At 32.5% G+C, this 26,191-nt stretch carries 20 protein-coding genes; 7 read left to right on the top strand and 13 right to left on the bottom strand.

The window, feature by feature from the left end; all coding sequences use genetic code 11:
• The first annotated feature begins 44 nt into the window (after positions 1 to 44).
• From rnpA to C0512_RS01100, 3 genes are all read left to right on the top strand, one after another.
• Positions 45 to 422, top strand: a complete 378-nt coding sequence (gene rnpA / locus C0512_RS01090; RefSeq protein WP_290858221.1) for a ribonuclease P protein component — start codon at positions 45 to 47, stop codon at positions 420 to 422.
• Positions 423 to 562: 140 nt separating this feature from the next.
• A complete protein-coding gene (locus C0512_RS01095) occupies positions 563 to 2,200 on the top strand; it encodes a S41 family peptidase (RefSeq protein ID WP_290858222.1) in 1,638 nt (545 codons plus the stop codon).
• The gene (locus tag C0512_RS01100; RefSeq protein WP_290858224.1) at positions 2,197 to 3,021 is read left to right on the top strand and encodes an OmpA family protein; all 825 of its coding nucleotides are present in this window, start codon (positions 2,197 to 2,199) and stop codon (positions 3,019 to 3,021) included. Before C0512_RS01095 ends, C0512_RS01100 begins: the two co-directional genes overlap by 4 nt.
• Here the strand turns inward: C0512_RS01100 and C0512_RS01105 are convergent.
• From C0512_RS01105 to C0512_RS01125, 5 genes are all read right to left on the bottom strand, one after another.
• Complete coding sequence (locus C0512_RS01105; protein WP_290858225.1) at positions 3,018 to 3,464, bottom strand: GNAT family N-acetyltransferase; 447 nt, start codon at positions 3,462 to 3,464, stop codon at positions 3,018 to 3,020. The two genes, C0512_RS01100 and C0512_RS01105, sit on opposite strands and share 4 nt — an antisense overlap.
• Before the next feature lie 31 nt (positions 3,465 to 3,495).
• Positions 3,496 to 4,467 (bottom strand): DUF4837 family protein, encoded by a 972-nt coding sequence (locus C0512_RS01110; RefSeq protein ID WP_290858227.1) that lies wholly within the window; start codon positions 4,465 to 4,467, stop codon positions 3,496 to 3,498.
• A 29-nt stretch (positions 4,468 to 4,496) separates the two neighbouring features.
• Positions 4,497 to 6,425, bottom strand: coding sequence for a LysM peptidoglycan-binding domain-containing protein (locus C0512_RS01115; protein WP_290858229.1), 1,929 nt, complete (start codon positions 6,423 to 6,425; stop codon positions 4,497 to 4,499).
• A gap of 99 nt (positions 6,426 to 6,524) precedes the next feature.
• The gene (gene pgk / locus C0512_RS01120) at positions 6,525 to 7,712 is read right to left on the bottom strand and encodes a phosphoglycerate kinase (protein WP_290858230.1); all 1,188 of its coding nucleotides are present in this window, start codon (positions 7,710 to 7,712) and stop codon (positions 6,525 to 6,527) included.
• Positions 7,713 to 7,799: 87 nt separating this feature from the next.
• Positions 7,800 to 9,686, bottom strand: coding sequence for an SPOR domain-containing protein (locus C0512_RS01125; RefSeq protein ID WP_290858232.1), 1,887 nt, complete (start codon positions 9,684 to 9,686; stop codon positions 7,800 to 7,802).
• Positions 9,687 to 9,901: 215 nt separating this feature from the next.
• On the opposite strand from C0512_RS01125, the gene C0512_RS01130 reads away from it, so the two are divergent.
• Positions 9,902 to 11,050, top strand: coding sequence for a DNA polymerase III subunit delta' (locus C0512_RS01130; RefSeq protein WP_290858234.1), 1,149 nt, complete (start codon positions 9,902 to 9,904; stop codon positions 11,048 to 11,050).
• 4 nt (positions 11,051 to 11,054) lie between these two features.
• Complete coding sequence (locus tag C0512_RS01135) at positions 11,055 to 11,438, top strand: DoxX family protein (RefSeq protein WP_290858235.1); 384 nt, start codon at positions 11,055 to 11,057, stop codon at positions 11,436 to 11,438.
• 2 nt (positions 11,439 to 11,440) lie between these two features.
• Here C0512_RS01135 and C0512_RS01140 read toward each other — a convergent pair whose 3' ends face one another.
• The 6 genes from C0512_RS01140 to C0512_RS01165 all read right to left on the bottom strand — a co-directional run bounded on the left by C0512_RS01140 (position 11,441) and on the right by C0512_RS01165 (position 21,361).
• On the bottom strand, positions 11,441 to 13,723 hold the full coding sequence (locus C0512_RS01140; RefSeq protein ID WP_290858237.1) for a helix-turn-helix domain-containing protein: 2,283 nt from the start codon (positions 13,721 to 13,723) through the stop codon (positions 11,441 to 11,443).
• Positions 13,724 to 13,844: 121 nt separating this feature from the next.
• Positions 13,845 to 14,420, bottom strand: coding sequence for an OmpH family outer membrane protein (locus tag C0512_RS01145; RefSeq protein ID WP_290858239.1), 576 nt, complete (start codon positions 14,418 to 14,420; stop codon positions 13,845 to 13,847).
• A 235-nt stretch (positions 14,421 to 14,655) separates the two neighbouring features.
• Positions 14,656 to 15,501 (bottom strand): class I SAM-dependent methyltransferase, encoded by an 846-nt coding sequence (locus tag C0512_RS01150; protein WP_290858241.1) that lies wholly within the window; start codon positions 15,499 to 15,501, stop codon positions 14,656 to 14,658.
• A 123-nt stretch (positions 15,502 to 15,624) separates the two neighbouring features.
• Complete coding sequence (gene mnmG / locus C0512_RS01155) at positions 15,625 to 17,496, bottom strand: tRNA uridine-5-carboxymethylaminomethyl(34) synthesis enzyme MnmG (protein WP_290858242.1); 1,872 nt, start codon at positions 17,494 to 17,496, stop codon at positions 15,625 to 15,627.
• A 54-nt stretch (positions 17,497 to 17,550) separates the two neighbouring features.
• Positions 17,551 to 17,973 carry an rRNA maturation RNase YbeY gene (ybeY, locus tag C0512_RS01160; RefSeq protein ID WP_290858244.1) on the bottom strand — a complete coding sequence of 141 codons (423 nt, stop codon included), beginning with the start codon at positions 17,971 to 17,973 and terminating at the stop codon, positions 17,551 to 17,553.
• Positions 17,966 to 21,361, bottom strand: coding sequence for a hypothetical protein (locus C0512_RS01165; RefSeq protein WP_290858245.1), 3,396 nt, complete (start codon positions 21,359 to 21,361; stop codon positions 17,966 to 17,968). The genes ybeY and C0512_RS01165 overlap by 8 nt, the downstream gene beginning before the upstream one ends.
• A 166-nt stretch (positions 21,362 to 21,527) precedes the next feature.
• Between C0512_RS01165 and gltX the strand changes: the two genes are divergently transcribed.
• Entirely contained in the window at positions 21,528 to 23,033 is a 1,506-nt protein-coding gene (gene gltX / locus C0512_RS01170) for a glutamate--tRNA ligase (protein WP_290858247.1), read from the top strand.
• 34 nt (positions 23,034 to 23,067) lie between these two features.
• Here gltX and C0512_RS01175 read toward each other — a convergent pair whose 3' ends face one another.
• Together C0512_RS01175 and C0512_RS01180 are read right to left on the bottom strand one after the other, a co-directional pair.
• Positions 23,068 to 24,465 carry a hypothetical protein gene (locus C0512_RS01175; RefSeq protein WP_290858249.1) on the bottom strand — a complete coding sequence of 466 codons (1,398 nt, stop codon included), beginning with the start codon at positions 24,463 to 24,465 and terminating at the stop codon, positions 23,068 to 23,070.
• Positions 24,466 to 24,484: 19 nt separating this feature from the next.
• Positions 24,485 to 25,141, bottom strand: coding sequence for a PorT family protein (locus tag C0512_RS01180; RefSeq protein WP_290858250.1), 657 nt, complete (start codon positions 25,139 to 25,141; stop codon positions 24,485 to 24,487).
• Positions 25,142 to 25,215: 74 nt separating this feature from the next.
• On the opposite strand from C0512_RS01180, the gene C0512_RS01185 reads away from it, so the two are divergent.
• Positions 25,216 to 26,184 carry an SPFH domain-containing protein gene (locus C0512_RS01185; RefSeq protein WP_290858252.1) on the top strand — a complete coding sequence of 323 codons (969 nt, stop codon included), beginning with the start codon at positions 25,216 to 25,218 and terminating at the stop codon, positions 26,182 to 26,184.
• Positions 26,185 to 26,191: the final 7 nt, after the last annotated feature.

The raw sequence follows: 26,191 nt of genomic DNA on the forward strand, positions 1-26,191 counted from the left end.
AATTCGTTCTGATTACCTTTGCTTTTCAAAGTAATCGAATTCAAATGTCATTTTCTTATCCCAAACACGAAAAACTCAAAAGCCAAAAGCAGCTGGATTTACTTTTTTCGGAAGGAAAAACAGTGTCAAAATATCCGTTGCGGTTGGTTTACGTTCCTGTAGAATTAGAAGATGAGGAAAAAATTAAATTTGGTGTTTCGGTTTCTAAAAAACATTTTAAACTTGCTGTCGACAGAAACTATTATAAACGCTTGCTTCGTGAATGTTATCGTTTGAATAAACATCTTTTATTGGAAAATTTAGATAAACCATATGCTATTATGTTTTTCTACCAAACAAAAGAAGCCATGCCATTTGAGGAAATGAATAAAAAAACCGTTTTGCTTTTTGAAAAATTTATTAAGGAAATAAAATCCGCCTAATGTTTGGCTTGTTATTTGTGCTTTCAATTATTCGAAAAAGGGTTTAACGTATTAACAACAGTTTATCTCAATTTAATTCTTAATTTAGTTGCCCTATTCTTTCTGTAAAAAATATTAAAAAAATAATACCATTATTTCTCATGCTTTTAAGATTTAAAAAACGCTATATTATTCCGGTTATTCTTTCCGGATTTTTATTTATAGGAGTCGGATTCAAAGAAGATTTTTTTGAAATTGCCAAACAAATTGAAATCTTTACCAATTTGTTTAAAACGGTTAACATGAACTACGTAGACGAAACCAATCCGGGTGAAATGATGGATAAAGCCATCAAAAGTATGCTAGCCGATTTAGACCCGTATACTAATTATTTCAACGAAGCTGATGTGGTTAAATTTAAAATCAACAACACGGGCGAATACACGGGAATTGGTGCAATGATTACCCGTAAAGAAGGAAAAATCATTATTAAAGAACCTTATAAAAATTATCCTGCCGACAAAACAGGGCTTAAAGCAGGCGATGAAATTATTCAAATTGGCGACGTAGAATTAAAAGATTACAAAGAAGATGCTTCGGCTTTAATGCGAGGAGCAAAAAATGCAAAAGTGGAAGTAAAATTCATTCGACAAGGCAAAATGAATACTGCCACCTTAATTTTAGATGAAGTAGAAGTAAAAGCGGTCCCATTTTATGGGAAAGTTGATGAAAAAACGGGTTATATTGTGCTTTCTCAATTTAACAGAAAAGCCACTTTTGAAACCCAAGCTGCTCTAATGGATTTAAAAACCCAAGGAGCCGAAAAAATCATTTTAGACCTTCGAGGAAACCCCGGCGGATTATTAGGAGAAGCCGTAAATATCTGTAATCTTTTTGTGCCCAAAGGCGAAATTATAGTGACGACTAAATCAAAAATTGAAAAACACAATCAAACCTATAAAACGACCCGTGATCCAATTGATTTAGATGTTCCATTGGTTATTTTAGTGGATGGAAAAAGTGCTTCCGCCAGTGAAATTGTTTCCGGTGCTTTACAAGATTTGGATCGTGCAGTTGTGGTTGGAAGTCGAAGTTTTGGTAAAGGATTAGTTCAACGCCCATTAGATTTAACCTATGGAACACAAGTAAAAGTAACTATTTCCAGATATTATACACCTTCCGGAAGATGTATTCAAGCATTGGATTATTCCAAAAAAGATGCAGAAGGAAAAGCCATAAAAACGGAAGCAAAAAACTTTAATGCTTTTAAAACCAAAAAGGGAAGAACGGTTTATGATGGCGGAGGTATTCAGCCGGATGTGGAATTAGAAGAAACTAAATTAAGTTCCATTGCGGAAGCACTTCAAAAAAACGATGCTATATTTAATTTTGCGACTTCCTATTATTATAAAAATCCTGCTTTAGGAAATAAAATTCCAACAGTTTCTGATGCAGATTTTATAGATTTTAAAACCTTTTTAAAGAAAGAAAATTTCTCTTTTGATACCGAGACTGAAAAACAATTGAAAAAAACATTAGAAACGGCTCAAAAGGAAAAAATAGACGAAAACATTAAGGTTGAATATCAAAATTTATTGACCGCTTTACACAAAAGTGAAGAAATTCAATTGAATAAAAATCAGACTGAAATTAAAAAACTCATACTAGACGAATTGATAAAACGTTACCAATATAAAGAAGGACTTTATCAATACTATATTCAAAATAATAGTGAGGTTAAAAAAGCAACTTCGATTTTAGCCAATCAAACAGAGTATAACAAAATACTTAAAAAATGATAAAACACGGGTTTGCATTTTTTCTGCTTTTCATCAGTTTCTCACTTTATGCTCAAGAGGAAATGGTACAATCCATCTATTTTGATACGAATAAATCGGATGTTGATTTAAAACAAACTTCACAAATGGTTGATTTCATTAAAAAAATTGACAGTACACGGATTGAAAGTATTCAAATTTTTGGTTATTGCGACGATGTTGGAAAAGATGATTATAACAGAAAATTATCAACTGAAAGAGCCAATAAAGTAAAATCGAAAATTATCGACAACGGTATTACCAATAAAATCATTGTCACCATAGAAGGGAAAGGAAGAATCTTAATTGAGGATGATATTGTTGATAACCTTCCGGCTGTTCGTTCAAAAAACAGACGTGTTGATGTGGTACTAAATTTAAAGCCGTTGCCTAAGGAAGATTTAAAAATTCCGGGAGTTTATCCAACGTTTACTAAAGACAATATTGTTGGCGATCGTATTGTGCTTTCTGATATGCTTTTTGAAAGAGGAAGCAGTGTTTTAACAGTGAAATGCAAAAATGAATTAGACAAAATGGCCAAACTTCTAAATAAATACAAAAATCTCCATATCGAAATACAAGGGCATGTTTGTTGTACCCCTCCCAACCATAAAGAAGCAATTGATAAAGCCACTAAAAAAAGAAAATTATCTCAAAACCGAGCTGAAAGCGTTTATAAATACTTGATTAGTAAAAAAATTGCCAAAGACCGATTAACTTTTAAGGGATATGGTAATACGGTTTCGTTAGGTAAAAGTCCGGAATTGGATCGTCGGGTAGAATTAGTGATAACGAAACTTTAGCTTTTTTTCATTTCAATATGCGGAATATCATCTTCGAGATACATTTCGCTGGTTTGAACAAATCCCAAGTTTTCATAGAATTTTTTCAAATACAATTGAGCTGAAATCGTGATATTAGTTTCATTTAAAACCGTTTTTGTCACCTCAATGGCTTCCTGCATCAAATCATAACCCCATTTTCTGTCGCGATAAGCTTGCTTGACAACTACTCTGCCAATAGAGGCGGCTTCAAAATAATCACCGGGTTTAAAAATTCGGACATAAGCAACGATTTCATTGTTAAATGTTCCGATAAGATGAATGGCTTTTTCATCTTTCCCGTCAATATCCTGATAAACGCAATTTTGCTCCACTACAAAGACCTCACTTCTCAATTGTAGCACGAAGTAAAGTTCAGTTAGCGAAAGCTCGTTAAAACGCTTTATTTGGAATGTTAATTGCATAAAAAAAGGGAAGCTAAAACTTCCCGTAAATTTATAATAGTTTAATCGATTTAATTATCGATTCTAATTCGTGCATTAAATCTCTTTTTGATTGAGATGGATTGTAACAAAACCCTTCAATAATTAAATAACGATTGTTTTTTTCGTCTTTTATCGCATAGTTAATAAACGGTCCGGCCATAAAATCGTTTTTCAATTCCCAGGTTCCTTTGGTTTCATAGGTTTTTTTACCATCTAAAATTGTGTAAAAAAAATAGGGTGAATACGCTGCTTCAGTAACCATAAACGTATTTGGCAATGTTCCCTGAATGTGCTTTTGACCAATAGAATCACGCATTTGAATGATATTGGTCATTGTATTCGAATCTTTCTGAATAGTGCTCAGGGGAACTTCATATATCAATAGACTAGCATTTCCGGAGGTAAGCTCTTTTCGAATCCAAAAAAACTTTTCCTCTTCAATAATATAACGGTACGCCGAAGGTAATTTTAAACTCGCTTTAAATTTGGTTTTTATTTTCGTATCGTTTAATAACGATTTTGCAATACGTTTTTGGTTTTCAGCTATTTCTGTTTTCTTGAATTTTTTAATTATTTCCTGCGAATGAGTTTCTAATAATTTGATAATTTCAGAAACAGAACCCCCAGAAATATGAGCCACATTTTGAGGTTGTGCAAACTCGTTTTCTTTTAGTTCAAAAGCGTTGTTCTCCTTTTTTAAAACCACCAAAATATTTCTGCTGTTGGTCATAAAACCTTCAAATAAATTGGGAGCATATTGTTTGATTGTAAACAAAGGTTCTTCTTGAGGCAAACCATCAACCGGAGCGGCAAATTTATTACGAATGCTGTCACCCACTTCGCCATTCCACAATTGATTATCAATAATCACAGAAAGGTGATTAATTTTACCGGATGATTCTTTATAGACCGTTCCGGACTTTTCCTCTTTGCAAGACACTATAAAAGTGGTACAAAAAAGGAGAATAAAAATATTTTTCATGATAGTATTTTAATAGGAATGGGCAATTTTTATCCGCTGATTTTTAGTTTCATTCCCGGTTTAATATTTCCACCACTAATACCGTTCCATTTTTTTAAATCAGAGACTGTAACACCTTTTATTTTTTTAGAAATACTAAACAAAGAGTCGCCTTTTTTCACAATATAAATATCTTCTTTATTAAAAGTAGAATGTTTTTCAGGTTTTTGAGTTTTAACCTCGGCTACTATTTCTTCTTTTTCCGGAACGATAATTTTTAAAGTTGACCCTAATTTTACATTATAATCCTCTAAATTATTCCATTTCTTGATATCATCTATACCTACTCCATATTTTTTGGCGATTGTACTTAAATTATCTCCGCTTTGTACAACATAATTTTCGGTTTTTTCTTGATTTATATCCGCCGAAACTAATAATTTTGAACCAAGTTGAATATTTTCATCTTTTAGGTTATTCCATTCTTTTAAATCCTCTTTAGTAACGCTGTATTTTTGAGCAATGCTATATAAATTTTCTCCTCTTTCTACTAAATGAAATTTAGTGGAATCCTTTTCTTTTTCAGATTTTGATTTAATGGTATCGTTTGAAATAGCTACTGATTTATCAGCTGCTTTCTTAGGAGCTACTGCCACAGCTTCATCCGTTATAATTTTCAAACTTTTACCGGTTGCTACCTTATTTGATTTTAATTTATTCCATTTTTTTAATTCAGAAATAGTAACACCATATTTTTTAGAAATTCCTCCTAATGATTCTCCTTTTCTTACTTTGTGGTATTTTGTTTTAGAAACCATTCCTTCTGAAACATATGCTTGGTTTGAAGTAAAAGGTTTCTCTCTTTTATTAAAATCATACTCAGTGTAAGCATAAATTTTACTTTCATTTGAAGTAAAAACTGCCACTTTATCAATTGGTAATCTCACAAAATGCTTTTTATCAACCATATAAGGCACATAATCGCGTTTGTATTGTGGGTTTAAAAATCGCAATTGCTCTACTGAAATACTCAATAAATCCGATAGTTGTTTAAAAGTCATTTTGTTTTTAACCATTATGGTATCTGTTTCAAAATGATTTACAACTGCTTTATTGGGTTTTATACCATGTTCTTTGTGAAATTCAAACACATACATAGTTGCGATGAAAGCCGGTACATAACCTTGAGTTTCTTGAGGTAAATAGGGTCTGATGTTCCAATAATTTTGTTTTCCACCGGAACGGCGAATTGCTTTACTTACATTTCCCGGGCCGGCATTATAAGACGCCAAAACCAAATCCCAATCGCCAAAGATGGCATACATATTCACCATATATTGACAAGCCGCTTCTGTAGCTTTCAACATATCGCTTCGTTCATCTGTATAGGTTGTAATATCTAAATTATATTGCTTTCCGGTTCCGTACATAAATTGCCACAAACCGGTAGCCCCGGCTTTAGAAACAGCTAATGGATTCAAAGCTGATTCAACAACGGCTAAATATTTAATTTCTAGGGGAACATTGTATTTAGCTAATGACTCTTCAAAAATTGGAAAATAGTATTGAGACAATGACATCAATCGCTCGTATGCTTTTTTTCTATTTTTAAGATAGTGCTTAATGATATTCTCTAAACCCTTGTTGTATTCAATGTGAAAAGCCGATTTAGAATCTAAAATTTTCAACCGTTCTTTCAATAAATCGGTTGATAAATCATAGTCTACATTATTTTCCGGATTTACATTTTGGATATCTGCAATCATTTCGTTAAACAAATCCTGATTGCTTAATTCACTCATCCAACGTTCGTCTACACAAGAAGCAACTTCATGCTTAACAAAGCTTTGCTTAATAGAATCTAAATAAGAAATTTTAGGTTCAACTTTTTGATTAATGCTCACAATTGTAGAATCTTGAGCATGAAACAAAGTAGAAAAAAGTAAAACGGTGGCGAGTGTGGTATTTCGTAAATTCATTGTTATTGGTAATCTTTTATTTATCAGATGATTATCTGTTCTTGCAAACATAATTATATACAACGATAAAAACTGTTTATTTATTGTTAAAAGTGCTCTTTAATCTAAAATTGCCGCAATTCCCGGCAAGGTTCTTCCTTCAAGCATTTCCAACATTGCTCCACCACCGGTAGAAACATAACTCATTTTATCTTCTAATCCGAATTGTTTAACCGCAGCGACAGAATCGCCTCCACCTACTAATGAAAATGCACCTTGAGCGGTTGATTCTGCAATATAATTTCCTAAAGCAATCGTTCCATGAGCAAACGCTTCCATTTCAAAAACACCTAAAGGACCATTCCATAAAATGGTTTTTGAATTCATGATCACGGCTTTAAAATTTTCCAATGATTTTGGTCCGGCATCCAATCCTTGCCATCCGTCCGGAATTTCACGCACATCAACAATCTGTGTGTTAGCGTCGTTTGAAAAAGCATCTGCAGCAACTACATCAACCGGAATATGGATATGTACATTTTTTTCTTTAGCCAAGTGTAAAATATCCAATGCTAATTGTAATTTATCATCTTCACAAATTGAATTTCCTACTTTTCCGCCTAATGCTTTGATAAAAGTAAAAGTCATTCCGCCTCCAATAATCATGTGGTCAACTTTGTCTAAAATATTTTCGATGACCGTAATTTTTGATGAAACTTTTGAACCACCAAGTACTGCTGTTACCGGTTTTACACTATTTTTCAAAACCTTATTTAAACTTTCAATTTCTTTAGCCAACAACATGCCAAAACATTTTTGATTTGGAAAAAACTGAGCAATTATGGTCGTAGAAGCATGAGCTCTGTGAGCAGTTCCGAATGCATCATTCACATAAATATCACCTAAAGAAGCTAATTTTTTTGAAAATTCTAAATCTCCCGCTTCTTCTTCTTTATAAAAACGAAGATTTTCTAAAAGTAATACTTCGCCTGCTTTTAAATTATTAGCCGCTTTTTCAGCAATTTCACCAATACAATCTGACGCAAATTGAACCGGAACACCTAAAACTTCTGAAATTTTTGCCACAATATGACGTAAAGAAAATTCGTCTTGCACTCCTTTTGGACGACCTAAGTGTGACATTAAAATGACACTTCCGCCATCTGCTAAAATTTTATCTATCGTAGGTTTAGCAGCCTCAATTCTGTTGGCATCCGTTACATTAAATTTTTCATCTAAAGGCACATTAAAATCAACTCTAATTAATGCTTTTTTGTTGTTGAAATTAAAATCAAAAAGGGTTTTCATTTTTATAAATTTTAGTTGTTATGTCAAATTTTCACAAATATAATTTTTTAAAAAATAACTATATTTGATATAAATCATGTTTTGGTTTTATTCTGTAATATTGACAATTAAAATCCACAATTCCTCAAAATATGTGTTTTTTAGTTTAGATTCCCGCAATGCGTCTGCTTCCGCTCTCGTATTTACAAAATCCAGATAAACATACATAAAGTTATTTTCAGGACTGGTAAAATAATTAGGGTCGAGTCCGCTATCCCTTAGTTTCATCATAAATTTAGCGGCATTTACTCTTTCGTTAAAAACATTGGCTACTAAATAATAGCCTTTTGGCATGTCAATGTTGTTTAATCGTTGAACTGAATTATTGACTGAATTTTCAGGAAAATTAGATTTTTTATCTTCCTTTTTCAAATCGGTAGTAGAAACTAATTTAGGATCAACCGGTTTTTGTTTCTGTTTTGATTGAGCAGAAAGATTCTCGCTTTTCTCTGAATTTATAGTACCGGATGAGGTCACAACTTTTGCTTCAGGTGATGTTTTAGCAACTTCCTTTTCCTTAGGCTTTGAATTTGTGTTTGCCACAATATCAGTTGTACTTGGAACTGAAGTTGCGTTTGGTTTTGCTGACTTATCCTTTGTTTTTGTTACCGCTTTTACCTCTGGTTTCAAACTTGTCTCGGTTTCATCAACTTTTGGCTTAAATGCATTTTCAGCAATTGTTTGAGGACTTGGTTCCTGAATAATTTCTTTATTGGTGGTTTTATCAACCAATTTGAATTTTTTGTCTTCAAAAACTACTTTAGTATTGTCTTGCGGTTGTTCAATTTGAATTTTAGAAGGTTTGATTTCAATGTTTAACGCACAGAAGAACATATAAAAAACATCGCCTGAAGATTTGAAGCTAACTCTGGCATCTTTAGCATTATTGCCTATTTTAGAATTGTTTGGATTGCGTAAAGTTGTAATCAACGCATCATAACCCAACGTGTTTTTACTGTCCGGAATTCGATATTGAAAATTTTCGTCCTCAATTGTAATTGAACTGTCGAAAAAGTTGCTGTATTTTCGTGTTCCGGTTTTAATATTTGAAAGACTGGTATTTGTAGAGGAACTAAACATTAATAAATCTCCATCCACATTAAAATCACCTTCCAAAGCAGAACAGGCAAGTTTTACAACAACATCTCCTTCCGGTTGAGTTTCAAAATTTTTAAAATTAATGTCAACTCTTTCACCGGATGCTCCTGCAAAACCATCGTAGGAACTAATATACTTTTCGGTCATGGATAAATCTTCATACACAAAAATAATTGTCCATCCTGCAGCTGAACCTCCAATTAATGTGCCTTGCGTAGCTTTTATGTTTGCAACTGTATAAAACCCAAATGGGTTTTCTATTTCTTTCACATAGGGTGTAATGTCAGCATATACAGTATAAGGAGCAACTTCTTTGAGGTTTTTATCTTTTATTCCATCAAAAATAATTTCTCCTTTAATCGATTTATATTCTTTTTGCGTTGGAAATTTGACCAAAACTTCATCAAAAAACTCTCTTGTTTTATCAAAAGCAACAAATTTATCTTCTCCTTTTTTATAGCCACTTTCATATTTATAGGTTGCAGACCAATATAGACCGGCATAAATGATTTTTTTTGATTCTTCATTCTTCAAAAACAATGCGGCACTACTGGAAGAAAAAGTTTCCTTATCTGTATCAATATCGATATATTCCATATCCATTTCATCATTTGAAAGTGTTTCAAATGTTTTGTCATTAAATGGCATATTTGTAGAATTTTTTTTATCAATCCTATTCAGTACAGAATTGGCAATAATAGTCATATCGCCTTTTACATTGACTTTGTAACGTTCTTTAAACGGAACAGCCAATTGTGCGTTACTCCAAGAGGAGAAAATTAAAAAAACAATAAAAAGTGCGTTCTTACATCTTTTTAGATTCATATACGTACTCATATTTGAATGATATAAAGCTTTGGGGTTCAACATTCACGGTTACAAAGGTAATAAAGACGAACGACAAAAAGGCTTGTTTTGTAGATTAAAGTAAGAAAATGATGTGTTTTTGTGTATTAGCTATTTATATAATTGACTTTTTAAGTTAGATTTTAAAGTTTGAATCTGTTTAACACAGCATTTTTTTAGGCAAAAAAATAGTTTATATTTGCTTTATGCAGTTTTCACAAATACTAGGACAAGAACATATCAAAAACCACCTTACTCAAAGTGTTCAATTGGGAAGAATTCCGCATGCTCAACTTTTTGTGGGTCCTGAAGGGTCTGGCACTTTGCCTATGGCTATAGCTTATGCTCAATATCTATTATGTTCGAATAATGGAGTTGAAAATTCTGGCGGAAATGAATCTTGTAATTTAAAATTTCTTCATTTTGCTCATCCTGATTTACATTTTATTTATCCCACAGTTACTACTGAAGAGGTAAAATCTAAACCCAAAAGTATTGATTTTATTCAGGAATGGCGAGAGTTTTTAAATCTGAATACGTACGGCGGCCTCTTTGATTGGTTTAAAATACTGGATGTTAAAAACAAACAGGGAGAAATTAGGGTTGACGATGCTCAGGAAATTGTTAGATCTCTTTCTCTAAAATCATATGAAGGCGGTTATAAAGTCATGATTATTTGGATGGCCGATAAAATGAATATTGAAGCCTCCAATAAATTGTTGAAAATTTTAGAAGAACCCACTGATAGAACTGTTTTCATTCTAATTACCGAAAAGGAAGAAGACTTAATTCAAACAATTCGCTCACGCTGCCAGGTTTTGGACTTTAACGGATTACCTGAACAAGTGATTGCTGAAGCGTTAGTGAAACAAGAGAAATTAGACCAAAATACTGCTTCAAAAATTGCTCGCCAAGCACAGGGAAATTACAATAAAGCTCTGAAATTAATTAGTGAAGACAACGAGGATTTACCTTTTGAACAATGGTTTGTAATCTGGGTTCGTGCTGCTTTTAAAGCGAAAGGAAATGCCGCGGCTATTCATGAATTAATTGAATGGAGTGAGGAAATAGCAAAAATGGGTCGTGAAACGCAAAAGAAATTTTTGACGTATTGTTTGGAAATGTTTCGTCAAGCCTTATTGTTAAACTATCAAGCAACTTCATTGGTTTATTTAGAACCAAAAGTTGAAAAATTTAAATTGGAAAACTTTGCCCCGTTTGTAAACGGCAATAACATTATAGACATTTACAAAGAACTAAACGATGCTATTTACCACATTGAACGCAATGGGAATGCAAAAATTATTTTAACTGATTTATCTATCAAACTAACCCGTTTAATACATAAAAAATAAACCTATGAACAATCCAGCTTCTTTTTTAATATTACTTTTTTTAGCGATTACTTTTTTGCAATCCGGTTACGATAAACTCTTTTATTGGAACGATAATTTAGGATGGTTGAAAGGCCATTTTTCCAAAACAATTCTCAAAAATATGGTTCCGTTAGCTTTGGCTAAAATACTGGTTTTAGAACTTATTTCAGGAATTTTAGCCATCGCAGGGATGGTTCAGTTACTTTACAACGGTGAACGTGAATACGGTTTTTATGCAGGTGTGATGAGTTGTGTTACGTTGATTTTTTTACTTTTCGGACAACGATTAGCAAAGGACTATGACGGTGCACGAACTATTGTGATTTACTTTGTTCCGGCTGTTCTGGTAGTTTATTGGCTGAATTAAAATTATTGATTCAAACTCGCCTTAAATATCCTTAACTCACCCCACGTAAATTGATCGCCAACTTCTTCTTTTAAAGCATGCAAACTTTCTTCATTGTAACCTTTAAATGCAGCTGATAATTCCTCTATTTTGGTTTGAGATAGCACATCGGTGATGGATATGGTTTTGGTTTCAATTAGCTTAGCTAAATGGCTCTGAATAGTTTGTGGCGTTAATAGCCGAATTTTAGCAATTTCCTCAATAGTCCTTTTTTGTTGCCAAAGTTCAAACGTTTCCTGAACCGTTGATTTTTTAGGTTCTTTTGTGTTTGCTTTTTTCTTTTTATTAAGGTATTGATAAGGGTCAACTTCCTCTTCTTCAGCAATTAAGTCAACTTTAATGGTTTTAAAATGTTCTTGAACTGCTTTCATTTTTAAACTTCGGTAATTTTTAATGGCCTCAGAATACAAATTTTCCTTATTGATTTCTTTACCATCCGTAAGGATTTTTATCATTCGAACAGCCTTAAACAATTGAAGAATTGATTTGGTTAGGTTTTCTTCCAATTCGCTTAATTCAGTAAAGTACTCTTTTACACGTTTTTTCCTTTTTACTTCTTCCATTTTCAATAGTAAATCGAACAAAACCGAATCTGTTTTTGGAAAAAAATAATCAAACGCTGCTTTAATTCGTTCTGAAATAAACAAAATATCAACTTCTTCCACTTGGAAAAGACGATTTAATTGCGATCGGAATTTTTTTGCCGGTTCTTCTAACTCGCTAATTGCATTTTCTTGAATTTCAGCCCATTTTTGATGTTTACTTTTCTCCGATTTTTCCGCATTTGCCAAATAACTAAAACGATGATTTCGCCAATCTTGTGCTAATTCAGTCCAATCAAAACTGTTTTTGATGTATTCATGAATGAATCGTTGCGTTTCTTTTTGTAGCGTTTTTACAATGGTTTCATCATCGGCTTTATTTTCTGCATATTGCATTACTTCCTGGTCGTTTGAAATACCATTCATTTGAATTGGTTTAAGCAAAATCAGCCCGTCTAACGAGCGAAGTCGCGATAAAGCAACATATGCTTGTCCAGGCAAAAAAACCTGCGAGACATCAAGCACAGCTTTGTCAAACGTCAATCCCTGACTTTTATGAACAGTTATCGCCCAAGCTAATTTAATTGGGAAATGCACAAACGTACCAAGTACTTCTTCGTCTATTTCTTTTGTGTTTTCATTAACGGAATACCGAATATTTTTCCATTCATATTTTTCGACTTCTATGATTTTGTTTTCTTCCGGAAAATGAATAATTATTTCTCCTTCAGACAATGATTTGACAAAGCCCATTTTGCCATTGAAATAATTTTTTTCAGGAGACAAATCGTTTTTAATAAACATGATTTGAGCCCCAACTTTCAATTGCAGAATTTCTTCAACCGGATAAATTTTTTCAGGAAAATCTCCCACAATTTCAGGTTTAAATCGGAAACATTTCTCTTTAATTTCGTCTAAAGAAGCTGCATTTATTTCGTCTGCTTTTGCATTGTGTGTGGTTAATGTAATATAACCTTTATTAGATTTTATGTCAAATTTTGGATTTACAAAATCATTTAAAATCATCATATCTTGTGATGAAATCATATTGTTTCGCAAGTTATTTAATACCGATATAAACCGTTCGTCAGATTGACGGAAAATCTTAGTTAATTCAATATAAAGCGGTGGGCTTTCTTGAATTACTTTTGCATTAAAAAAGAAAATTCCTCGGTAATAATTTCTTAAAACCCGCCATTCTTCATTTTTTACAACGGGCGGTAATTGCAGTAAATCACCTATAAATAGAACTTGAACACCTCCAAAAGGAAAATCTTTTCTTCTTATTTTTCGAAGTGTAAAATCAATTGCATCTAACAAATCGGCCCGCAACATGCTGACTTCATCAATAATTAACAATTCCATGTTAAGCATAACACTTTTCTTTTGTCCGCTCATTCGAAAATGCTTGACCAACGTGTTTTTGGTTTCAAATTTTTGATAATCAGAGATGCTTGAACCGGGAATATATTCTGGGATAAAACCACTAAACGGTAATTGAAACATAGAATGAATCGTAACTCCTCCTGCGTTCAACGCGGCAATTCCCGTGGGAGCAACTACCACGGTGTTTTTGTGAGTAGTTTGAATAATTTGTCGTAACAGCGTAGTCTTTCCTGTTCCGGCTTTTCCGGTCAGAAAAACAGACCGTTGTGTTTGATTAATAAATTGAAGTACTTGGCGTGCATCGTTTGTAATTTCCATTTGGCGTTGAGTTTAGAAATGTGAAAATACAAATTTTTGACTAAATAGAAATTATTTTTGACATCAATAAACAAAAAACCTCTCGACGAGGAGAGGTTTAAGTGTTGAAACAATATTTCAATTATTTTTTTGCTTCAGCAGTATCTTCTTTCTTCGTTTCAGTTGAAGATTTTGCTTTGTATTTATCGTTTAGCAATTTAATAATCTCTTTTGTGATATCATATTCCTCTTTTGCATACAAAACAGAAGCAGCATCACCCGTGCCATATATATAGTTATATCCTTTTTCTTTTCCGTAATCTTTGATGAATTTTTTTACATCTTTTACTAAGCTATCCATCTCTTTTCCGCTTTCTTCTTGCAATTGACGTAAGATAGCTTGTTGAGCATAAGACAACTCTTGTTCTTTTTTCTGTAATTCAGCTCCTTTTTGTTGAGCCCATTGCGGTCCGTAAGTTTGAGCATTTTTTTGAAAACTAGAAGCTTCACTTCTAAAACGAGCGACTTCTGCTTCTAATTGCTTGCCCATTTCTTCCCCTTTTGATTTATATTTTGCTTCGATATCTTTTGCTTCGGTATATTCTTCAAGAAGATTTGAAGTATCAACATAAGCCGTTTTGAAATCTTTTTGTTCGGCTGCTTTTTCACAAGATGCTAGGGCTAAAATTAAGCCAAAAACTAAAATTGATTTTTTCATTCTGTTTGTCTAATATTTAAATTTTGGTAAAAGTAGTAATTCCAAGTGAACTAACAAATTTGATTTATTTTAATAATTTTTATAGTATAATTAATTTTGATGCTTTTAATACTTTTGATTAGTATTAGTGATGAGAAACAGCCTTCCTGTTTTGAATTAAATCAACAAATTTAAAACTATTGTGGATTTGTTGGTTTTTTGTAAAAAAGTTGATTACTTGCGTTTAAAATAAGTTTTAATTGTTTTTAAAGATGTAAATATGGGATGAATATTCTTTTGTTTGTCTTCCTTTGAGATTTGATTGTAATCCAACCCAAAAAGCGGAGAACAGATTCATTTTTCCGGTTTTATATTTTTCTGAAAGTAAACTGACATAAAAACTATCAAACCACATAGGCATAACTTTTTTTAATTTTAAATTTTCTCTTATAAAAAGTTTTTCCATCGCTACTTTAGAAAAATGCCAAAGGTGCCTTGGGACATCATAGGCAGCCCAAAATTTACCATAATGTGTTGCATCAAATGATTTATAATTAGGTACCGCAATAACTATCGTACCATTAGGTTTAAGCAATCGTTTTAACTCTTTGATTTGAAATTCTAAATTTGGAACGTGTTCTAAAACATGCCACATAGTAATTACATCAAAAAAATGGTCTTCTAAGGCTGAATAATTATCTACAATGCATATTCCCTTTTTCTTTGAGATGGTCTTTGCCTTACTATTAGGTTCCATCCCTACAGCTTTCCATCCTTTACTTTTGGCAACTAATAAAAAATCTCCGGTTCCTGCACCAATATCTAAAACCGTTCCTTTTCCTGTGTGCCAATATTCAATAAGTTTTACTTTATCATTTAAAGCTTTCTTTTTAATAAATTGGTAAACTTTTTCAAACAAAGTTCGTTGTCCATCTGTATGGGAAATATAATCCTCGCTTTCATAATAGTTAGGAAGCAATTCTAAAGAAGGCTGTGGATAGGTTTTCAGTAATTGGAGATTTTCATCTAATAACAATTCAAATTCTTCTCCTGAAACAGAATGATCTTTTACTTTAATGTAGGCTTTTTTTAAAAAATTCATTGTAATAAATAAAGTATTTTTATACTTGCAACACTTGTGTTTGTTAGGTTTATTGAAATAGTTTCACGTGGAACAATTTTATTAAAATTCAAATTTATCAATTAAGTGAGAACTATTTACTCCTTACCTTCCCATATAAATTAATAAAATAGAAATGTCGCTAGGAGAAACTCCACTTATTCTGGAAGCTTGAGAAACAGTTACCGGACGAATCTTTTTGAACTTTTCTCTTGCTTCATATGACAGTGATTTGATTTTATCAAAATCATAATTTTCAGGAATTTTCACATCTTCTAACCGTTTTAATTTATCTGCATTGTTTCGTTCTTTTTCAATATAACCATTATATTTAACTTGGATTTCAGCTTGTTCTACCGTTTCGTCATCCAATTGGTTTGTTGAAATATATTCCTTTACTTTCTCAAACTTTACAATATCTTCTAATTCAATTTGAGGACGGGAAAATACTTTATACATTTTATCAGATTGCACCATTAAGGCACTTCCTTTTTCTTCTAAAACCGGATTAGCTTCTGCTTGTGTAATACTAGTTTCGCGGAAAAAATTAACCATCTTCTCAGCTTCTTTAAACTTATATTCCATCCGTGTTAAACGCTCTTGAGAGGCTAAACCTAGAGCAAAACCTTTTGGCGTTAGTCTTTCATCTGCATTATCTTGTCGTAATAAAGTGCGGTATTCTGCTCTAGAGGTAAACATGCGGTAAGGTTCTTCAGTTCCTTTAGTGATTAAATCATCTATTAAAACACCAATATAAGCTTCATCTCTTTTTAAAATAAAAGGCTCACGTTCTTGCACTTTTAAGGCGGCGTTAATACCCGCCATCAAACCTTGAGAGGCTGCCTCTTCATATCCGGTTGTACCATTGATTTGTCCGGCAAAAAACAGACCTTCAACCAACTTGGTTTCTAATGTGTGTTTTAATTGAGTAGGTGGAAAATAGTCATATTCAATAGCATAACCAGGTCTGAAAAATTTTACTTTTTCAAATCCCTCGACAGAACGCAAAGCTTTAAATTGAACATCTTCCGGCAATGATGTAGAAAATCCATTAACATATACTTCAACCGTATTCCACCCTTCTGGCTCAATAAATAATTGATGCCTGTCTTTATCAGCAAAACGATTAATTTTATCTTCAATAGACGGACAGTATCTTGGACCTGTGCTTTGAATTCTGCCATTGAACATTGGCGAACGGTCAAAACCTTCTCTAAGTATGGCATGAACATCTAATGAGGTATATGTCATCCAACATGATTTTTGTTCCACTAATGGTTTTGATGAATCTAAATAAGAAAATTTATGTGGTTTTTCATCACCTTTCTCTTCTCTCATTTTTAAATAATCTAATGAACGACCGTCTACTCTAGGTGGAGTGCCGGTTTTCATCCTTCCTGACTCAAAACCAACCTTGATTAAATCTTCTGTAATACCGTAAGCGGCACTTTCTCCAGCTCGTCCACCGCCAAATTGTTTTTCTCCAATATGAATTAATCCGTTTAAAAAAGTCCCATTGGTAAGCACAACTGTTTTGGCTTTAATTTCAATTCCAAGAGAAGTTCGAATTCCTTTAATAACGTTATTCTCAATAATAAGTCCCGCTACCATTTCTTGATAAAAATCAACATTAGGCGTGTTTTCTAGCATTAAACGCCATTCTTCTGCAAAACGCATTCTGTCACTTTGCACACGTGGTGACCACATGGCAGGACCTTTTGATTTATTCAACATTTTAAACTGAATTGCCGTCTTATCGGAAACAATGCCTGAATATCCACCCAATGCATCTATCTCACGTACTATCTGCCCTTTTGCAATTCCGCCCATAGCAGGATTACAAGACATTTGACCGATAGTTTGAAGATTCATCGTAACCAACAAAGTTGTACAGCCCATGTTAGCGGCAGCTGCAGCAGCTTCTGAACCCGCATGACCGGCTCCAACAACAATTACATCATATTTTTCTTGAAACATAGTTTTAGTTAAAGTAATTGTTCCGCGTGAAACATCCCGTAGAACAAAATATATTTATGGTTGTTCCACGTGGAACATCTTCATTTTTTCTTCTTCTTTTTGACGCATTACTTTTTCTTCTTCAAGACTTTTGTCTTTATAGCCACAATAATGTAATATACCATGAGCCATAACTCTTTTTAGCTCTTCTAACAAAGAAATATTAAAATCCGTTGCATTGTCTTTTACTCTTTCGATAGAAATGAAAATATCGCCTTGTAAAAAATTTCCTTCGCTATAATCAAAGCTAATGATGTCTGTTAACGTATCATGGTTTAGGTACTGAAAATTGATTTTATGTAGATAATCATCATCACAAAAAATGTAATTAATCTCTCCTTCCAATTTGTTTTCAGATGTAATAATATTGGTTATCCAATTTGAAAACAACGTTTCGTCTCCTAATTCAAAATCTGTTTCGTAATTAAAGCTAATCATTTTTTTTAAAATATTCTTGAACCTTTTGGTTGTAATTGGGCCGCAAAGGTAAGCTTTGTCTATTTAATATTTCAACACTATTTAAATATTGTTGTAATTCAGGAGAAAGGGGTTTTACGGCGTTGTTATATTCTTTTTTATTCGTTTCAGATTGACGTTTAGTGTCTTCACCCTGCTGTTGTAGTGCTTTTTCTAGCTTAAGCATTTCATAATTAATGTTTAACATACGTTGCAAAACCTCATTTTTGAATCCTTTGTTCAACATTTGTTTTTCTGCATCCTTCATTTGATCTAAAACTTTTTGACCACTAGGTGTCAATCCTTGTTTCTCTAAAGCATCTTGAAGTTGTTCCCGTAGACGTCTTTGTTCTTGATAAATTTCCATTAATTCACGAGCATTTTCTTCTCCGTCACTATTGTTTTGACCACCGCCACCTGAACCTTCACCAGGTTTATTCCCTTTTTGATTTCCTTTACCTTTTTCACCTTCTTTACCTCCGGGTTTCTCACCTTTATCACCTTTTTTGCCATCTCCGGGTTTTTCGCCTGGTGATTCACCTGATTTGTCTCCAGGTTTATCTCCTTTTTCCATTCCCTCTTTCATTTTATCAGACAATCCTTTTTGTTTTTGAATAATATCCGGCAATTGCATTCCTCCTTGACCTTTACCGGGTTTTGGTTTTCCGGCTCCAGCACCTGACATGGACATTTGCATGCTGTTTAAAACATCCGAAAGGAAATCAGCCAAGCGATTAGAAGCCGCAACCGTATATTGTTGATGTGAGACTCCTTTTGAAATAATTACTTCCGCTAATGACTCTAGGGATTTATCGACGTTGTATTGAACATTGCCGATTTCTTCTGTAACTTTTTCTGTAATCATAGCATTTCGCAAAGACATCGCAAATAAACTATCATCAACATGCTTAAACTGTTGTTTTAGATCTTGTTGTTGTTTTAAGTATTTGTTATAGGATGGAGCACCTTTTTTTAAACTTTTAAATTGTTTCATTAAATCTTCTTGTGAAAAAGAAAAAGCTAATAAATTGTCCAAAATTTGACGCATCATTTTTACATCTTCTTCTAATTGTTCCATTTCACCACCAGCCATAGATTCCATCATTTGCTGGCTCATTTGTTTCATCTTTTGAGAAGCACTTTTTTGTTTTGGCTTAGCTTTCTCTTTTTGTTGTTTCTGAAGTTCATCTGAAGCCTTTTGCATATCTTCTTTTATGCTTTTTTCTTGTTTTTCGTCAGAAGGAATGTCAACAGGGCTTTTGAGTTCTTTGTTGTCTTTTTCTAATTCACGTAATTCTTCTTGGATCTTCTCAAATTCTTTATTGATATCATTTTGTCTTTCAGCTGTATTTTCTTTCTCTTGCTTAGCTAAATTATCTTGTTTTTCAGCTAATTTATCAAGCTTACTTGCTAATTGCTCCGCCTTTTTTTCTACATAATATTTCTTAGTCAACTCAACCAACTGTTCTAAGTTTTTGGTTTGATTTTTTGTGCTTTGTTTGATTTTGTCCATTTTATCAAACATTTCCACATCATTTAGTTTTTCGGCCAATTTTTCGAGTTCATCTAATAATTTTTGGTTTTTATCAGCTTCTTTTTCAGCATTCTCTGCTCGTTTTTCGAGTTCTTTCTTAAACTCATCTTTATTGTCTGATTTAGCGTTTTTGAGGTCTTCTTGGAGTTTTTTGGTAAACTCTTTCATCATTTCTTCCTGTTGCTTTTGTCGTTTGATGAAATCGTTAATTTTTTGTTTGTCTTTAAACTCCAGGTTGTTTTTTTCTTTGCCCATTTTTTGGATTTTATCCAACTCGGACAATTGTTTATCTTGATTTTTAAGCGATTTTTGAAGGCTATTAATATTATCATTTTGCTGTTTCAATTGCTCATCTTGTCGTTCTTCTTCCGTATTAATTCTGTTTGAAAAAGTAGATGACTTTGAACTCTTAAAATTATGCAAAGCATCATTGTCAAAAACTTCAAAATAGTATTCATAAGAAACACCTTCTTCCACAGGAAGATTCCCTGGGAAAGTAAAAATGAATTGATCGAAAACATCCTTCTTAACTAGAAGAACAGCTTTTAAGGCTGCTTTATCATTGTTTTGAGGATAATAGACAATCTGAAGTTTATGTAAACCAATATCATCAGAGACTTGACCAATTATTACATTTTTGTCAACGTGCAAACTATCAGGAGCATTGTTTACGGTAATAGTTGGATATTGATCTCTAACGGTTGTGATTTGATAATTTAATTTTTCGTAATTCTTGACTTTAGAATTTGATGTAAGTATTTGATATTCTGTATTTTGATTTATGTTTTTAGTATATTTAAATAAATTCTCCTCTTTTGAAAAAGCAGTAAGCAATTGGCCATCAGAAAATTGAATTTGATTAGTAGCAAAAGCTTCGACTTTCCAGCTCACTTTGGTTCCTTCTGGCACAATAGCATTACCGGAACCTTTAATGATTTCTGTTTTTCGATTCAAGTAGCCTGGAAATTGCAAAGTCATTTCAAAATTTGAAATAGTTGGAACAGCCACAACCGCTAATTCATAATCTGAAGATGAAACAGCGTTTGCTTCAATATGAAAAGTGACATTTTTACTTGGTTTAGAAAAGATATATTCAAAAACTCCGGGCTTGGTGCTTTCCATAAAATAACTTTCATCACCAATAAAAATCAGTGCGTTTTCGGGAACAATTTTACCTTCGGATTTTACTTGTAATATAAAATCTTGACCTTGTTCTGTTTGTAAATTATCGTTTAATATTACAAAAGAAAATGGTGCCGGCGGTAAAAATTTTTCATTATAACGAACTACTCTATTCATGCTTTCGGCAATAATATCGCTATTCCCGGTTAATATAAAAAAGAACAAAAACAACAAAGGAATAATTGCCCAAGGTAAATATTTTGTGTTCTTTTTAAAATTAATAGCATTACTAAACGGAATAGGTTGTAAAGATTTCGCCTTTTGTTCAATCGAGGCAATAAGTAATTCCGTTTTGCTGTTATCTTCCGCTAATTGTAAAAAATTAGTCAGTTTATCACTAACCTCCGTAAAATGATTGCCAATGATTTTGGAAGCTTGCGTATAATCAATCCCTTTTTGAAGTTTGATTAATTTAAATAAAGGAAACAATATAAATCGAGCCAAAAGAAATAACTCCACCAATATAAACAACCAAAACAAGATGGTTCTACCTGTTGGTTTTAACCAAAGGAAATATTCAATGAATAGCGTAAAAAACATATATATCAAACCCAAACCAACAAAGAAAATTAATCCTTTGAGGAGTTCGTTAGTATAATATTTTTTGATAAATACTTCTAACTTTTGATATATCAATGATTTTGTTTCCAACATTAAATGGACTTTATTTATAACCGATAAAAGTACAATTTTATTTTTTAGTCAAAAGTTAAATATTCTCTAATGAAAACGCTTAAAAATAGACAAAAATGAATTAAAATCTACTCATAACTTCCGCACTCATTCAAACTTGTTATCTTTGCTCAAAATTTGAAAAATCATGTCAAAACCTGTTCGTGTTCGTTTCGCCCCTAGTCCAACCGGACCTTTACATATTGGTGGTGTTAGAACAGCTTTATTTAACTATTTATTTGCTAAAAAACATAACGGTGTATTCTATTTACGTATTGAAGATACCGATCAAAACAGGTTTGTACCCCGTGCAGAACAATACATTTTTGAAGCTTTAGAATGGTTGGGAATTTCACCGTCAGAAACCGTTGGAAAAAATGAAAAGTTTGGTCCTTATCGTCAAAGCGAACGCAAACATTTATACAAGCAATATGCTGACCAATTGATTAATTCCGGTTGGGCATATTATGCTTTTGATACGGCTGAAGCCTTGGATTTACACAGAAAACAGCACGAAGAACAAGGAAAAACATTTATTTATAATTGGCATAACCGCGAAAAATTAGATACCTCGTTGGTGATGTCAATAGAAGAAACAAACAGAAGAATAGAGGCCGGTGAAGATTTTGTCATCCGTTTTAAAACGCCAGTAAATGAAATTTTAGAATTAAAAGATATTGTTCGTGGTGATATAAAATTTGACACCAACCTGTTAGATGACAAAGTATTATTTAAAAGCGATGGAATGCCAACCTATCATTTAGCCAACATTGTAGATGATCATTTGATGGAAACTTCGCATGTGATTCGTGGCGAAGAATGGTTGCCTTCGCTTCCATTGCATCATTTGTTGTACAAAGCTTTTGGTTGGGAAGCACCTGAATTTGCACATTTACCACTCATTTTAAAACCTATCGGAAATGGAAAATTATCTAAAAGAGATGGTGATAAAATGGGCTTTCCGGTTTTTCCTTTGGAATGGAAAACGGAAGAAGGAATTTCTTCCGGTTATCGTGAAAAAGGTTATTTTCCGGAAGCTGTCATTAACTTTTTAGCGTTATTAGGATGGAATGATGGAACCGACCAAGAGTTATTTACTTTAGAAGAATTAGCGGATAAATTCGATTTAAATCGTGTGCACAAAGCCGGAGCAAAATTTGACCCTGAGAAGAACAAATGGTTCAATCATCAGTATTTGCAAAAACAAAGTGATGAAGAATTGGCAAAAATCTTTACCCCTATTTTAACAGAAAAAGCTATTTCTGTAGAAAATGATAAACTAATCAAAATTGTTTCTTCTATAAAAGAACGAGCGAATTTTGTTTCTGATTTCTGGGATTTAGCCGATTATTTCTTTGTTGAACCTTCAACTTACGACGAAAAAGCATCCAAAAATTGGAAAGAAGAAACGCCTGCTTTGATGAAACAAGTGATAAAAGTTTTAGAATCGATAGAAGATTTTACATCCTTAAACATTGAAACGATTCTAAAAGATTGGATGACAGTCAACGAAATAGGAATGGGAAAAGTAATGCAACCGCTTCGATTGAGTCTGGTGGGTGCTTTAAAAGGGCCACATTTGTTTGATATTATTGAATTGATTGGCAATGAAGAAACAATCAAGCGATTGAAAAAAGCGATTACTAGTTTATAAAAAAGAAAAAGCCCTGAAATTCAGGGCTTTTTCTTTAGTTTTCGAAGTAAGTTACTTTGTAATATGTTTCATTATCTGATTCAACTAGCCAAATACTTTCTTTGTATACAGTAGTACAAAAAGATGTTTTATTTTTATTGTTAACTGTTTTTATATATTCTTTAATTTTTTGATTTGTGTTATAAACAATAATGGTTTTGTAATCTAAATTTTTATTCTTCAAATCTTCTTTATTAGTAAGATTTGCATGAAGAAATTTTTTGTCTCCATAACTTGAAATGTTATAAGCACTGGATTCTGATTTGAAAGTTATTTTAGAACTTGAATCAACTTTTCCATTAGAATTTAATTTTATATAATGAATATAATCATCTAATGATTCCTTTGCTCCTGCACTAAAAACAACTGATTCACCCATTAAAAATAAATCTACGTAAAGATAAGTCATGTTTTGATTATCTGTAAAATCACCTTTGTCATCTATAGCATTTATAACCTCCCAAATTTTTGTGCCATCTTCTTTAAATTTAAAAACATAATAACCTAAAGGTGTATTAGAATTATCATTTGATTTTTCAGCTCTTTTACCATATAATCCGTAAACATAAACTTCATTTGTAATAGGGTCAACTTTAAAGTTGTTGATGCTTAAATCATCTGAAAAAATACGTTTAGCTGTATCGCCAGATCCTTTTTTTTCAGTTTCTCCTCCGCCATTATTTGAATAAATTAAAAAATCTTCTTTAATATCAATTTTATATCCAATATCGCTTATTTTCTTTCCATCATAATTATATCTTGTTCTGAATAAAGTAGTTGTCTTATAGTCTTTTGAAATTGATTTTGAAATTAACTCAAAATAATCGTTTGATGCTCTTGAACTTGTAACAACATCTCTAGCATATTCAACATTGTTTTCATTGACTATTCTATCAAGACCTGGAGATTCATACTTTTTTGTATGTGTTTTAAAAGAAGGTAAATCTGTAATTGTAAAACTTAAATCATTACCATCTAATTTATTACCGATATTAAATAAAAAATCATCTAAAATAAGACTGAATTTATTAGTCTTTGGTAAATCTGCTATCTTTTTTCCGTTTTTGTAATATTTATGATCTCCCGAAAAACTCATTTTCTCGAACTCATCAGTTTTAAATGTATTTCCAGATGGAGAAAAACGAATATTCATCACTTTTACATTTTCTAAAAGTTTTGTTTTAACAGCTTTAGAGTCATAAGATAACAATTCATGAACTTCTCTATTTCTAGAAACGCCATCATGTTTTCCTTTTTGGACAATAAATTTATTTGATAAAGAAATATATGCCAACGGGACATCGTCTTTCTGAAATTTTTCATCAACAATAACCGTTTGACTTGTGCAATAAAAAGAAGCCATCAATAAAATGGCTAAAATAAGTTTCTTCATAATTGTAGAATAATTTTGTTTAAAAATAAAAGATAATATTACCGGCAAAAACACCCAAATTCCCTTTTAATTTACCATCTGCTTTAAAAGCAACTTCATCTTGATCGTTGAGATTATTCAAAATATTAGTCACGCCGTATTGATAACACAAATTCAATCGAATATTTTCAAATCCGCCGGTAACTCCTAGTTGAACATTAAAATTTATTGGTGTAATCTTTTCCAAATCTTTTACTTGCAACAAATCATTGTCGGTGATAAAATTATTTTCATCAGCCTCATCAAATTTCAGTTCACTGTTAACTTGCAGTACCGGACCAAAATCGATGGAAAAAGCACTCTCTGCGATTCTATAACTTAACAATAAATGAATCTGAACCGCCATCATCTTTAAATCTACCTCTTTAGTTGCCGATGAAGAATTGGTTTCTATAGAAAATTTATTTTCCGTAAAATTCATTCCATAAACCATTGCAAAACTATTATAATAATTCCCTCGCATCGCTAAACCTCCGGTCCAACTGGTTTTAGGTGTAATATTAAAATTATCGGTATATAAACTTGTTTGGTTTATTCCAAGGCTTAATCCAATATGGTTGTAATCTCCTCTTCCGTATTGAGCTGAAACTAAATTCGTTAAACCTAATAAAACAAGGGTAATAAAATATCTTTTCATGAATAGTACTTTAAGTTGTAACAAACGTACGGGAATTTTCGTATAATTACATATAACAAATAAAACTATTTTTTATGATTCCCACTTACATTATTATTGTATTGGCTGTATTTTTACTATTGGCCTCTTTTTTTACTGTAAAACAGCAAACTGCGGCAGTAATTGAACGTTTTGGTAAATTCAGTAGTACGAGACAATCCGGACTGCAACTTAAAATTCCAGTAATTGACAGAGTAGCCGGAAGATTAAATCTTAAAATTCAACAATTAGACGTCATCATTGAGACCAAAACAAAAGATAACGTATTTGTGAAAATGAAAGTTTCTGTTCAATTTAAAGTAATTCAGGAAAAAGTATATGATGCTTTTTACAAATTAGAATATCCACATGATCAAATCACTTCGTATGTATTTGATGTGGTTCGTGCAGAGGTTCCAAAATTAAAATTAGATGATGTTTTTGAACGTAAGGATGACATTGCTGTAGCGGTTAAACGTGAGCTGAACGAAGCAATGACTACTTATGGTTATGATATTATCAACACATTGATTACCGATATTGATCCGGACATTCAGGTGAAAAATGCCATGAACAGAATCAACGCTGCCGATCGTGAAAAAACAGCTGCAGAATACGAGGCGGAAGCAGGCAGAATCAGAATCGTAGCCAAAGCTAAAGCAGAAGCAGAAAGCAAAAGGCTTCAAGGTCAAGGTATTGCCGATCAACGAAGAGAAATTGCAAGAGGTTTAGTAGAAAGTGTAGATGTTCTAAATCGTGTGGGGATTAATTCACAAGAAGCTTCAGCATTGATTGTGGTTACGCAACATTACGATACATTACAAGCCATTGGAGCGGATGCTAATTCAAACTTAATTTTGTTACCAAACTCACCACAAGCCGGTAGTGACATGTTGAATAACATGGTTGCCAGTTTTACGGCAAGTAATCAAGTGGGAGAGGCTATGAAAAAAGGAGCCATCAAAAAAGCAAATAAAAAAGTTGAACCAAAAGATGAATTTGGAACAACCGAAGAAAATCAATAATTCAAAA

The sequence above is a fragment of the Flavobacterium sp. genome, from assembly GCF_013822155.1.
Taxonomy (GTDB): Bacteria; Bacteroidota; Bacteroidia; order Flavobacteriales; family Flavobacteriaceae; genus Flavobacterium.

Bases quoted from the DNA above. Each gene is read 5' to 3' on its own strand.
- C0512_RS01140 (WP_290858237.1), bottom strand. From the start codon at position 13,723: ATGGAAATTACAAACGATGCACGCCAAGTACTTCAATTTATTAATCAA.
- C0512_RS01165 (WP_290858245.1), bottom strand. From the start codon at position 21,361: ATGTTGGAAACAAAATCATTGATATATCAAAAGTTAGAAGTATTTATC.
- C0512_RS01145 (WP_290858239.1), bottom strand. From the start codon at position 14,420: ATGAAAAAATCAATTTTAGTTTTTGGCTTAATTTTAGCCCTAGCATCT.
- C0512_RS01095 (WP_290858222.1), top strand. From the start codon at position 563: ATGCTTTTAAGATTTAAAAAACGCTATATTATTCCGGTTATTCTTTCC.
- mnmG (WP_290858242.1), bottom strand. From the start codon at position 17,496: ATGTTTCAAGAAAAATATGATGTAATTGTTGTTGGAGCCGGTCATGCG.
- rnpA (WP_290858221.1), top strand. From the start codon at position 45: ATGTCATTTTCTTATCCCAAACACGAAAAACTCAAAAGCCAAAAGCAG.
- C0512_RS01150 (WP_290858241.1), bottom strand. From the start codon at position 15,501: ATGAATTTTTTAAAAAAAGCCTACATTAAAGTAAAAGATCATTCTGTT.
- C0512_RS01105 (WP_290858225.1), bottom strand. From the start codon at position 3,464: ATGCAATTAACATTCCAAATAAAGCGTTTTAACGAGCTTTCGCTAACT.
- C0512_RS01115 (WP_290858229.1), bottom strand. From the start codon at position 6,425: ATGAATTTACGAAATACCACACTCGCCACCGTTTTACTTTTTTCTACT.
- C0512_RS01130 (WP_290858234.1), top strand. From the start codon at position 9,902: ATGCAGTTTTCACAAATACTAGGACAAGAACATATCAAAAACCACCTT.
- C0512_RS01125 (WP_290858232.1), bottom strand. From the start codon at position 9,686: ATGAGTACGTATATGAATCTAAAAAGATGTAAGAACGCACTTTTTATT.
- C0512_RS01135 (WP_290858235.1), top strand. From the start codon at position 11,055: ATGAACAATCCAGCTTCTTTTTTAATATTACTTTTTTTAGCGATTACT.
- C0512_RS01100 (WP_290858224.1), top strand. From the start codon at position 2,197: ATGATAAAACACGGGTTTGCATTTTTTCTGCTTTTCATCAGTTTCTCA.
- C0512_RS01180 (WP_290858250.1), bottom strand. From the start codon at position 25,141: ATGAAAAGATATTTTATTACCCTTGTTTTATTAGGTTTAACGAATTTA.
- C0512_RS01185 (WP_290858252.1), top strand. From the start codon at position 25,216: ATGATTCCCACTTACATTATTATTGTATTGGCTGTATTTTTACTATTG.
- C0512_RS01175 (WP_290858249.1), bottom strand. From the start codon at position 24,465: ATGAAGAAACTTATTTTAGCCATTTTATTGATGGCTTCTTTTTATTGC.
- C0512_RS01110 (WP_290858227.1), bottom strand. From the start codon at position 4,467: ATGAAAAATATTTTTATTCTCCTTTTTTGTACCACTTTTATAGTGTCT.
- pgk (WP_290858230.1), bottom strand. From the start codon at position 7,712: ATGAAAACCCTTTTTGATTTTAATTTCAACAACAAAAAAGCATTAATT.
- gltX (WP_290858247.1), top strand. From the start codon at position 21,528: ATGTCAAAACCTGTTCGTGTTCGTTTCGCCCCTAGTCCAACCGGACCT.
- ybeY (WP_290858244.1), bottom strand. From the start codon at position 17,973: ATGATTAGCTTTAATTACGAAACAGATTTTGAATTAGGAGACGAAACG.